The sequence below is a fragment of the Pseudomonas sp. R37(2017) genome, assembly GCF_002113375.1.
In the GTDB taxonomy this organism is placed as follows: domain Bacteria; phylum Pseudomonadota; class Gammaproteobacteria; order Pseudomonadales; family Pseudomonadaceae; genus Aquipseudomonas.
Window position 1 is genome coordinate 25,947 of sequence record NZ_NEHO01000005.1, and the last position, 11,667, is coordinate 37,613.

The following is an 11,667-nucleotide window of genomic DNA, read 5'->3' on the forward strand; positions in this document are numbered from 1 at the left end:
GCATTCAATGCGGGCTTTTTGCTTTCCGGGATTTGGCTTTTCCTTTCGTGCATCCCTTCTCATCGAACGCTACGTTTGCGCTGCGGCCTCGCAGTGTGTCGTAACGGTAGCTCGTGGCTGAATTGCGAATAATGATCTTGTCCGGCTTGCCGAGCGCGCTTTCGACGTCTTGCTGGCTCATGCCAGCGATTACTCGCTGATTGAGGATCGCCTCCCGGCGCTCCCTGGCACTGATCAGGTTTCCACATTTGTCCTGCGCCTGACCGACTATGGTCGCCTCTTTCCTTTGGGTTTTCGTTCCGGATGTTTCGCGGCGGTCGGCTGGCGGCAGAAGCGCCCTCGTGCTGCCAGGTGTAAAGGTGCGGACGTCCTGAAGTGAAACGTTTTCTCCCGGGGCGCAGCTCAGTGTCGTGAAGCTAATGCGCCCATTGGCCGCCTCGCAGCGGTGAACGGTGGTGGCGAGCGCCAGGGGAGGGGAGATGAGCAGGCTGAACAATAAAAGGAATGGTGAAATTGATGGCATCAGGCGTCCTCCATGACGTTCCTTTTCAAGGGTAGCGGCTACAATTTTCGAGGGCGTGTGTGTTTTCTTTTCAGATTGCGTCGTCGCATTTTCATGGATCAGGACAATGCTCAGGTTTGTTGTGCAAGCGCTTGTTTCAGCCGAGATTTTTTAACGTTTAAAACCGTCAAGCGGTGTATCATTGCGCCCGTCAGCCCCGCCGGGGCTTGTGGAATACCTCCATGGACTTACCCAGTAGTTACTCAGTACCCCGTTTCACCAATCATGAATTGACTGATTGATCCTTCCGGCGTGCCCCGCTGCTGGGAGTGGAGTTCGCCTATGTCCGATGTTGAAGTAAAGAAAACGCAGGAAAGCTTGCAGGATCGCCTGGCCCAGGTGATTGAACTGCTGCAGCGCCAGCGGGTAGTAGAAGACCTGACTCACCGCCAGGAAGGCCCGCATCATGACCGGGTCGAGAACCTGGTCCACCGGCAGAATCTCGTCGAGTTGCAACGCAAGCTCGATGACCTGCACTCCGCCGACGTTGCCTACATCCTTGAAGCCTTGCCGTTGGACGATCGTCTGACGCTCTGGCAGCTGGTCAAGGCCGATCGCGACGGCGACATCCTTCTCGAAGTTTCCGATTCGGTTCGTGAATCGCTGATCGCCGACATGGACGATCACGAGCTCCTGGCGGCCGCCAAGGACATGGATGCCGACGAACTCGCTGACCTGGCCTCCGAGCTGCCGCGAGACGTCGTCCATGAGCTCATGGAGACCCTCGACCAGCAACAACGCGAGCGCGTGCGTTCGGCTCTGTCCTACGACGAGGAGCAGGTCGGTGCGTTGATGGACTTCGAGATGGTGACCATCCGCGAGGATGTCAGCCTTGAAGTGGTCTTGCGTTATCTGCGCCGTCTCAAGGAGTTGCCGGGCCACACCGACAAGCTGTTCGTGGTCGATTACGACGGCGTCCTCAAGGGCGTGTTGCCGATCAAGCGTTTGCTGGTCAACGACCCGGACAAACAGGTTTCCGAGGTGATGGCCAGCGATCCGGTGAGCTTTCACCCGGATGAAGACGCCTACGATGCCGCCCAGGCGTTCGAACGTTACGACTTGATCTCCGCGCCCGTGGTCGACAAGAACGGCAAGCTGATCGGCCGTCTGACCATCGATGAAATGGTCGATCTGATCCGTGAAGAGAGCGAAAGCGAAGTTCTCAACATGGCAGGTCTGCGTGAAGAAGAAGACATTTTTGCGTCGGTCTGGAAATCCCTGCGTAACCGTTGGGCCTGGTTGGCGATCAACCTGATTACCGCTTTCGTGGCTTCCCGGGTCATCGGTCTGTTCGAAGGGTCGATCGAGAAGCTCGTGGCGCTTGCGGCGTTGATGCCGATTGTGGCGGGCATTGGTGGCAACTCGGGTAACCAGACCATCACCATGATTGTTCGGGCCATGGCGCTGGACCAGGTGAGCACCGGCAACACCTCGCGCCTGATGCGCAAGGAGCTGGCGGTAGCGCTGATCAACGGCGTGATCTGGGGCGGGGTGATCGGTGTGGTCGCCTATCTGCTGTATGGCAGTTGGTCGCTTGGCGTGGTGATGACTGGCGCGATGACGCTCAACCTGTTGCTGGCGGCATTGATGGGGGTCTTGATTCCGATGACCCTGGCGAAGATGGGGCGCGATCCTGCGATGGGCGCCAGCGTGATGATCACTGCAATGACCGACAGCGGTGGTTTTTTCATCTTCCTCGGGCTGGCGACAATCTTCCTGCTCTGATGCCCTGATCATTGAAAACCCGTCATTTGACGGGTTTTTTTTAGCCTGAATTTCGGGCAAAAAAAAGCCAGCGATCAGGCTGGCTTGAGCTTTCTGGCTGAATCAGGACGCGTCGGCGGCCATTTCAGCGTCATGAGCGATCAGCGAAACGAGGGCGTTCTGCTGTCGATGGGAGAGCTGTCGGAAGCGCTGCAGCAGCTCGCGTTCATGCAAGGAAAGCTCGGGGCTGTCCAGGCGCATGCTCAGCTCTTCTCCCAGTGCGCCTTCTTGAATAAGACTCTGCTCAAGGCGCGCAATGATCTCGGAGTTCATGCTGCGATGATGATTGCGAGCCACCTCGGCAATGCGTTCACGCATTCCGTCTGGCAGACGTACGACGAACTTGTCAGCCGTACGGCTGGAATAAATTGCCTGTTTCAATGGGCGCATATATTTAACCGGTTAGTTCAGGGGAGCGGTTTTCGGGATTGGCCGCAGGATGTCTGGTAGGACAAGCGCTCTGACCAAATGTTCAACCTTAATTGATAGAGGCGCGCATCATGCCTCAAACCAGCCAGATCCTTGGCGTCAATTCTGTGACAAATATTGAGCCGGGTAAAGGCGTTCTGCCAGCACCAATTATCAGAAATGCGGACTGGTTTGAAAAGTTCGACCGGGCCGTATCCCTTGGCGTTTTCTCCGCCCGACGAAAGGTTCCGAGGGGGCAGAAACAACGCACTCGATCGCTGTTCCTTACCTTTACAGAATAGTGGCAAATGGCCGATTTACTAGGGGAAGTCGTATAGAGGGGGGAAATGAGGATGGATGGCAGGCCCTCCGCCAGACCTGCCTTGCCGGGATTAACGCAGCACCGGATCAAACTTGATCTTGCGCCCGGCAATCAATGCGAGCACGAACAGAGCGCTGAATACACCGCAGGCGATCAGGGGGACGGTGACGACCATGTCCTGGGTCAATGCCAGATGAAAAATGCCGCTCAACAAAGCGAGGATGAAGAAACTCGCGGCTGATTTGGACATGTTGTGCTCCTGGTGGGGGTCATTCAAAAAACCAAACGTTCGGCAGGCGGGGTAGGCATCGGGATGATTTCCTCGCATTCACGAGTAAAAGGGTGCGGTTCATGGCACGGGCCTCGGTTGTTCCGTGAGAACAGCGGAAGCAGCGCGCATGTCAGAGTCTAGCGACAATTAAATTCTTTAAAAACAATGAATTAAGTTATTTTTTGGTAAAGCGCTCTGCTGCAATTTGCAAGGGTGGCTTTTTGACGATGATGCAATTTGCACGGTAAACAACTCCGCGCACGGCCGAGGCTTGTGCCTACACTTAAAAAGCCTACGGACGACATGACAAATGCGGGCCCGGCCGTTAACATGCACGCCGTCCATCGCGCCGCGTTTCTTCACGGCCGACTTGTGTCTCAGTAGCTCAATTGGATAGAGCATCCCCCTCCTAAGGGGAAGGTTGGCAGTTCGAACCTGCCCTGGGACACCATATTTTCAGCGCCCCCGCCTGTTTCAACGCTGCTTTTTCACGAGTTGTAGATAACCTTCGACAAATTCAGGTGCCAGGAATTTATCGAAGCCATCGACGCTGCCTTCGCGTTTTTCGTCTCCTCTCCCTCGTAGTCTGAATCTCCCATTCTGTCTGGGAGTATCCGCCGATGTGCGGCCTGCGGTGCTTGTTCATAGTTGTGATCACCAGATCAGACTAAGGTCCAAGGTCGCCCCCGATGACTGGACCCCACTCAGGAGAAATTCATGACTATGCGCAAGAAAACCTCATCGTCAACGAATGACCTGACCAATAACGTCGGTGAACATCTTTTACCCGTCAATCATGACTGGACTTTTACCTACGTGAGCGACCCGCCCCGCTTGTACACTCCGCTCGTCACCACCGACCTTAAAGACTACGCACCTGGTAGCACCGCCTTCATCACGGCCAGCGGTTTCGCCGCCGGCAGCACAGTGAAGCTGGAGGTGGAGCACGCCATCGGTGCCGGCGCGGATGGCGTGTGGGGGACATCCGACGACGTACTCGATACCAATACGGGCGCGGGGCACGAGCCCTGGTACGTGACAGACGGCGGCGCCGGCGATCTCGACGGCCAGGTCAACGGCAGTGTCAAGACTTCGTGGTACGTGAATCCCGACGACTCGGCAGGCGCGACGTTTTTGCTCACAGCGGCCTCTGCGGGTGCCGATGGTGTGATCGGTACCGGTGATGACGTCGTGGCGACAATGTCATTCACGGACAGCAGTCCGGGTGCAGTGGCGACCGGTGTGACCGTCACGCTGGACGAAACGGCCGGGTTGCAGAACGGCGCTGCCACTCCAGCTCCTGCCGGAGACGCTGACGACAACGACACATCATTGACCCTGCCGTTGGCGTTTTCCAGCCTGCTGGCGACACGGCTGGCTGCAACCGCTGCGACAGAAACCTTGATGGGCACCGCACTGAGTGGCTACAACGGTTCAAACACCGGCCTCAATGCGTTCACGATCACGCCCTCTGCCGGCGGAGTCATCACGGATATCCGCTTCACCAACGCCGACGGCACCCTGCTCAATGGCGTGGATAGCGGACGCGACACTGCTGGCGGTGTCAGCATCTTCCTCTATACCGATACGGCGAATAACAACGTTCTTCTCGGTCGCGCAGCCGCATTGGATGGCACCGCAGACTCCAATGGCGCGATCGTCTTCGCTGCCTATATCGAGGAGACCGGTGCACCGGTCTCGGGCGGCAAGATCTGGACGGTGCTGTACCAGCCGCTCTTTCACGGCGATACCAACACCCCCGACGATTCGATCGATCTGAATCAGAAGGTCTTCATCGGCACCAGCGAGGACACGGATTTCAGCCTGGCCGGGGCGCCGTCGGGCCAGCAGTTGTTCCTGATGTTCACGACCCAGGGCGCGACGGCCGATGTGAACGGCCGGATTCCCGGCGTCTCGATCATCGTCACCGGCAAGAACCCGCTGGATCAGTCGGCAAGCAGCGCTGCCATCACCAGTGCCGACACGGTCAATAGCAGCCAGGGCGGCGGCAACACGACCCTGGGTACCAATAACCAGGCGATCACCGAACAGGAAGGCCTGCGCTTCAGCTTCGTCACCGGTGCCAGGGCGGACGTCACGATCCCCAACCTGAGCCCGGGTGAGGCGGGTGTCGAATCGAACATCGATTTCAATCAGTACTTCGGCGCTCGTGCCGCGACCTTCCGAGTCGTGCAGGAGACGGGCGGCACGACCGCGAAAATCTTGCTCACTGCCTTCAAGAACGCCGACAACGTCAGCGGGTCGCAGAGCGGCGTCAACTTCATCAACAGCTACGCCAACGACGACGGCGAAAAGATCGCGATCACCAACGGCAGTGTCACCGTGAAGACGTTCGCGGGCGCCATTGTCACCAATGCCGTCATCACCTACAACGCCGACGGCACGGTGCTGATCACTGGCATTCCGACCGACTCGCAGATCACTTACGGCACGGCGACCGACCACAACCGCGTGCTGATCGAGAACGCCGGGTTGCTGACGGCCAAGAACGGTGACAAGACGCACGCCGACTTCGACATCGGTGGTTTCAAGGTACTGCAGACCAACACAGTGACCACCGAAATCGGCTCCAGGATCATCTTCGAAGATGACGGACCCAGCATCAGTATCACCGGCACGGAGGCGACGCTGACGGTGGACGAGACGGTACTGGCGACCAACGCCACCCAGAGCTTTGCCGCCAATTTCAACTCGGCGTTTGGCGCCGATGGGGCCGGCACGTTGACCTATGCACTGGGCGTGGTCGCCGGAGCTTCCGGGCTGACGGACTCAGCCTCGGGCGAGGCGGTGAACCTGTCGCTCAACGGCACCGTGGTCGAAGGCCGCACGGCCACGGGCAATCAGCTGGTGTTCACGGTCAGTGTCGCCGCCAATGGCAGTGTCACGCTCGACCAGATCCGCGCCGTGGTGCACGGCAACACCACCAATCCCGATGACTCGACGAGTCTGACCTCGGACAATCTGGTGACGCTGACCGCGACCAAGACCGACCGGGATGGCGACAGTGCCCAGGCGACCCTGAACATCGGGCAGAACCTGGTATTCAAGGACGACGGGCCAAGCATCAGCACCACCGGCGTGGAACCGACGCTGACGGTGGACGAAACGCTGCTGGCAACCGACGCCACCCAGAGCTTTGCCGCCAACTTCAATTCGGCGTTTGGCGCCGATGGGGCTGGCACCCTGAGCTATGCGCTGGGCGTGGTCGCCGGAGCCTCCGGGCTGATCGATACGGCCACGGGTGAAGCGGTGAACCTGTCGCTCAACGGTGCGGTAGTGGAAGGCCGCACGGCCACGGGCAACCTGCTGGTGTTCTCGGTCAGCGTGGCCGCCAATGGCAGTGTCACGCTCGATCAGGTCCGCGCTGTGGTGCATGCCAACGCCACCAATCCCGATGACTCGACGAGTCTGACCTCGGACAACCTGGTAACACTGATCGCGACCAAGACCGACAAGGACGGCGACAGTGCCCAGGCGACCCTCAACATCGGGCAGAACCTGGTGTTCAAGGACGACGGGCCGAGCATCAGCACCACCGGCGTGGAACCGACCCTGACCGTAGACGAAACGCTGCTGGCGACTGACGCCACCCAGAGTTTCGCCGCCAACTTCGACTCGGCGTTTGGCGCCGATGGGGCTGGCACCTTGAGCTATGCGCTGGGCGTGGTAGCGGGAGCTTCCGGGCTGATCGACACGGCTTCGGGCGAGGCGGTGAACCTGTCGCTCAATGGCACCGTGGTGGAAGGGCGCACAGCCACGGGTAACCTGCTGGTGTTCACGGTCAGTGTGGCCGCCAATGGCAGCGTCACGCTGGATCAGGTCCGCGCCGTGGTGCATGCCAACGCCACCAATCCCGATGATTCGACGAGCTTGACCTCGGACAATCTGGTGACGCTGACGGCGACCAAGACCGACAAGGACGGCGACAGTGCCCAGGCGACCCTGAACATCGGGCAGAACCTGGTGTTCAAGGACGACGGGCCGAGCATCAGCACCACCGGCGTGGAACCGACGCTGACCGTGGACGAAACACTGCTGGCAACCGACGCCACCCAGAGTTTCGCCGCCAACTTCGACTCGGCGTTTGGTGCCGATGGGGCTGGCACCCTGACCTATGCGCTTGGCGTGGTGGCGGGAGCTTCCGGGCTGATCGACACGGCTTCGGGCGAGGCAGTGAACCTGTCGCTCAACGGTGCCGTGGTGGAAGGGCGCACGGCCACCGGCAATCTGCTGGTGTTCTCGGTCAGCGTGGCCGCCAATGGCAGCGTCACGCTGGACCAGGTCCGCGCCGTGGTGCATGCCGACCCAGCCAATCCCGATGATTCGACGAGCCTGACCTCGGACAACCTGGTGACGCTGATTGCGACCAAGACCGACGGGGACGGCGACAATGCTCAGGCGACCCTGAGCATTGGACAGAATCTGCTGTTCAAGGACGACGGTCCAAGCATCAGCACCACCGGCGTGGAACCGACGCTGACCGTGGACGAAACACTGCTGGCAACCGACGCCACCCAGAGTTTTGCCGCCAACTTCAATTCGGCGTTTGGCGCCGATGGAGCTGGCACCCTGACCTATGCATTGGGCGTGGTGGCCGGAGCTTCCGGGTTGACGGACACAGCCTCGGGCGAGGCGGTGAACCTGTCGCTCAACGGCACCGTAGTGGAAGGGCGCACGGCCACGGGCAATTTGCTGGTGTTCACGGTCAGCGTGGCCGCCAATGGCAGTGTCACGCTCGACCAGGTCCGCGCTGTGGTGCATGCCAACACCACCAATCCTGATGACTCGACGAGCTTGATCTCGGACAACCTGGTGACGCTGACGGCGACCAAGACTGACGGGGATGGCGACAGCGCCCAGGCGACCCTGAACATCGGGCAGAACCTGGTGTTCAAGGACGATGGGCCGAGCATCAGCACCACCGGTGTGGAACCGACCCTGACGGTGGACGAAACGGTACTGGCGACCAACGCCACCCAGAGCTTCGCCGCCAACTTCAATTCGGCGTTTGGCGCCGATGGGGCTGGCACGTTGACCTATGCACTGGGCGTGGTCGCCGGAGCCTCCGGGCTGATCGATACGGCCACGGGTGAAGCGGTGAACCTGTCGCTCAACGGTGCGGTAGTGGAAGGCCGCACGGCCACGGGCAACCTGCTGGTGTTCTCGGTCAGCGTGGCCGCCAATGGCAGTGTCACGCTCGATCAGGTCCGCGCTGTGGTGCATGCCAACGCCACCAATCCCGATGATTCGACGACTCTGACCTCGGACAACCTGGTGACACTGACGGCCACCAAGACCGATAAGGAAGGTGACAGCGCCCAGGCGACCCTCAACATCGGACAGAACCTGCTGTTCAAGGACGATGGGCCGAGCATCAGCACCACCGGCGTGGAACCGACGCTGACCGTGGACGAAACGCTGCTGGCGACCAACGCCACCCAGAGCTTCGCCGCCAACTTCAATTCGGCGTTTGGCGCCGATGGGGCTGGCACCCTGAGCTATGCGCTGGGCGTGGTGGCCGGAGCTTCCGGGCTGACGGATTCAGCCTCGGGCGAGGCGGTCAACCTGTCGCTCAACGGCACCGTGGTCGAAGGCCGCACGGCCACCGGCAATCAATTGGTGTTCACGGTCAGCGTCGCCGCCAATGGCAGCGTCACGCTGGATCAGATCCGCGCCGTGGTGCATTCCGACCCAGGCAATCCCGATGATTCGAAGTCGTTGACCTCGGACAATCTGGTGACGCTGACGGCAATCAAGACCGACGGGGATGGCGACAGCGCCCAGGCGACCCTGAACATCGGGCAGAACCTGGTGTTCAAGGACGATGGGCCGGCACTCGCTTTCGGCCACCTGATCGGGACCGGTAGCGTCCTTGCGCAATCCGGGTTCTGGAACATGGCGACGGGAGCCGACGGGCTGGGGGCGGCCGGTCTGGATATCTCGTTGGTCAATGACCAATTCACTCTTGTCAGGCCTGACAACTCGACCACGACCGGGACCGGCACGCTCCACGAGCTGTCGCCATCACCGGATGTCAATGGCGCATACCGGTTCGCAGGAACCTTGACCGGTGATTTCGACAACAACGCCGCAACGGCGAACACCACTGTCGACTACACCCTGACCGCCTACAGCGATGGCCGCTATGCACTGGATCTGGTACAGGGCTTCAGTTCGACGATTGTGCTCAGCAGTGCCGACGGCTCGCTCGCTGCCGGCGGCCCGGACTCGGTACGCACATTGTTGATTCCGCAGACGAGTAACCCGGCCATTCCTTCGACCTCCGAGGAGATTGTGTTCTTTTCCGCGAAGGCGCTGGCATCGACGGCGGACATCCTCACCGGCATCGGGATAGGAGCACCCGACCCCACCGAAGCGGCGCTGCAGACCACGCCTTTGCCATCGTACATAGACCCGGCGGCCATGAACGTCAGCACGTCCGGTATCGGCGTCGCCAATAACGTTTTCCAGGGAGACAACCTGGCGGCAATCAGCGCAGCCGATGAAAGTTTCGTCATCAATCCAGAGAGCCTGCTGACGGGAATGAAGGTTTTCATCGACAACTCCGTGGCCGGTTACAACACCGCGACCGAAGACCTGTACTACAGGATCTACTACGCGGATGGCACGTTTTCGAACCGCGTCGAGGTGAACACCCTGACTCCGGAGGCAGGCGGACAGGTGTCCTTCCTCGTCCAGAAGGAGGGTGCGACCCTGATCGACGCTGTTCAGCTGACGATGGGCCGGGGCGACGTGAAGATTCCGGTGATCCAGTTCATCCAGCAGAGCGAGAGCCTGGCCAGCGATGTCCAGCTGGCGTTCAGCGCGACGCTGACGGACAAGGATGGGGACTCGGCGACCAGTACGTTTGACGCCAACCTGTTCGCCAACGACCCGGGCAACGCAGCCTTCGACTTCACGCTGGTTGGCACGATCGGCAAGCAGGATGCGTTCAACATCGATCTGTCAGTCAATGAGAACCGGTACCAGGTCACCGGCTTCGATGTGGGCCCAGGCGTGCAAGACAGGTTGGTGCTCAACGGCAATCCGAACGCCGTGGTCCAATCGATCAACAACACTGACGCAAACAGCGTCGTGACGATTGCCGAGACCGGCGGACAAACCACGACCATCACCTTGGTCGGGGTTGATCTTCAGGCTAGCGACATCTTTTTTGGCAGTGCCTGAGGTCTCGCGCGCGTGAACGAATGCGAGGGTGGTCTGGGTAACCACCCTCGCATTTTTTTCTGCGGTTCCAATACGAATTGCGCATGATCGCCCCCCGAGCAGCACAAGGCTGAGGGGCGCGACGAGTAGATTCAGGTTGACGAGCGAGGATGTAGCGAGAACGGCATTGCCATTCCGGGCGCCCTGCGCCAGATGATCGACAGGGAGGCGACACAGTAACGGCCAACCCCTCGGAAAGCGAGGGGCAGACCGGCTTGTATTGGCTGTAAATTCAATCCATTTCCACCCAGGTGGACTTGGGCGGTGCTTCGTGGTTGGTGAGCCCGTGCTTCAGCGCATACATCAGCAAGTCGATGCGATTGATGAGATCGAGCTTTTGATAAATGTTGCTGAGGTGATTGTGCACGGTGTGCTCGCTGATCCCCAGGCGCCCGGCGATGCTCACATATTTGGCGGACGGTTCGCCCACGATCGCACAAATCAGTTCTCTCTCGCGCAGCGTCAACCGCGCTTGTTTCGCCTGCTCCAGATGGCATTTCAAGGGTACATGCCCGGTCGCGGCATAGCCGGAAAGGCCGCCTGCCCAGGCTCTATCCATGGCGATGTCGCTATGGTGGACCTTGAGGATGGCCTGGATAATCGAGTCCGTCGGGTCTTCCGCCAGCACAATCCCGCGAGCGCCAGCCGCTATCGCCTGGGCAGCGGGGACGGCTTCGTACAGCCCCTTGAGCAGCAGCACTTTCATTTCGGCGCTGCGGGTGAGTCCCGCGATGACCTCAAGAGGATTCAGCGCATCGGGAAAGAAACTGAAAAAAATCACATTGGGCTGCAACTGATCGGCGAGATCCAGCGCATGGGTATAGGTGGTGGCTTGTCCTGTCACTTCCATTCGGGGTTTTCTGGCATTAATCAAGTCGTGAAGACCCATTAGTACGAGGGGCCGACAATCGATCAACATCACGCCTATTGGCTTTTCCAGGTCAGTCATCATGATCCTGACCCCCTTGGAAAACGACCGAGGGCTTCCATCCGCTGGCCTTTGTGGACAGCAACGTACTCATTCGGTCACCGCGTTCGAGAGACAGATTCGAGCGCAGGGAGGCTGCGAGGGTGCCCGCCCAGGCATTGGCA

The 11,667-nt window shown here is 59.8% G+C and carries 6 protein-coding genes and 1 tRNA gene; 3 read left to right on the forward strand and 4 right to left on the reverse strand.

The window, feature by feature from the left end; genetic code table 11:
• Positions 1 to 4: 4 nt before the first annotated feature.
• Complete coding sequence (locus CAG47_RS10220; RefSeq protein ID WP_085724755.1) at positions 5 to 523, reverse strand: cell envelope protein SmpA; 519 nt, start codon at positions 521 to 523, stop codon at positions 5 to 7.
• A gap of 321 nt (positions 524 to 844) precedes the next feature.
• Here CAG47_RS10220 and mgtE point away from each other — a divergent pair, with 321 nt between their 5' ends.
• Positions 845 to 2,287 carry a magnesium transporter gene (gene mgtE, locus CAG47_RS10225; RefSeq protein WP_085724756.1) on the forward strand — a complete coding sequence of 481 codons (1,443 nt, stop codon included), beginning with the start codon at positions 845 to 847 and terminating at the stop codon, positions 2,285 to 2,287.
• 102 nt (positions 2,288 to 2,389) lie between these two features.
• Here the strand turns inward: mgtE and CAG47_RS10230 are convergent, their stop codons facing one another.
• On the reverse strand, positions 2,390 to 2,716 hold the full coding sequence (locus CAG47_RS10230; protein ID WP_003178899.1) for an Arc family DNA-binding protein: 327 nt from the start codon (positions 2,714 to 2,716) through the stop codon (positions 2,390 to 2,392).
• Positions 2,717 to 3,126: 410 nt separating this feature from the next.
• The gene (locus CAG47_RS10240; RefSeq protein WP_085724758.1) at positions 3,127 to 3,306 is read right to left on the reverse strand and encodes a PA3371 family protein; all 180 of its coding nucleotides are present in this window, start codon (positions 3,304 to 3,306) and stop codon (positions 3,127 to 3,129) included.
• Positions 3,307 to 3,701: 395 nt separating this feature from the next.
• Between CAG47_RS10240 and CAG47_RS10250 the strand changes: the two genes are divergently transcribed.
• Positions 3,702 to 3,778 (forward strand) — tRNA-Arg (locus CAG47_RS10250).
• 266 nt (positions 3,779 to 4,044) lie between these two features.
• The gene (locus tag CAG47_RS10255) at positions 4,045 to 10,536 is read left to right on the forward strand and encodes a DUF5801 repeats-in-toxin domain-containing protein (protein ID WP_371917194.1); all 6,492 of its coding nucleotides are present in this window, start codon (positions 4,045 to 4,047) and stop codon (positions 10,534 to 10,536) included.
• A 271-nt stretch (positions 10,537 to 10,807) separates the two neighbouring features.
• Here CAG47_RS10255 and CAG47_RS10260 read toward each other — a convergent pair whose 3' ends face one another.
• Positions 10,808 to 11,524, reverse strand: coding sequence for a response regulator transcription factor (locus CAG47_RS10260; RefSeq protein WP_085725064.1), 717 nt, complete (start codon positions 11,522 to 11,524; stop codon positions 10,808 to 10,810).
• Positions 11,525 to 11,667 lie beyond the last annotated feature (143 nt).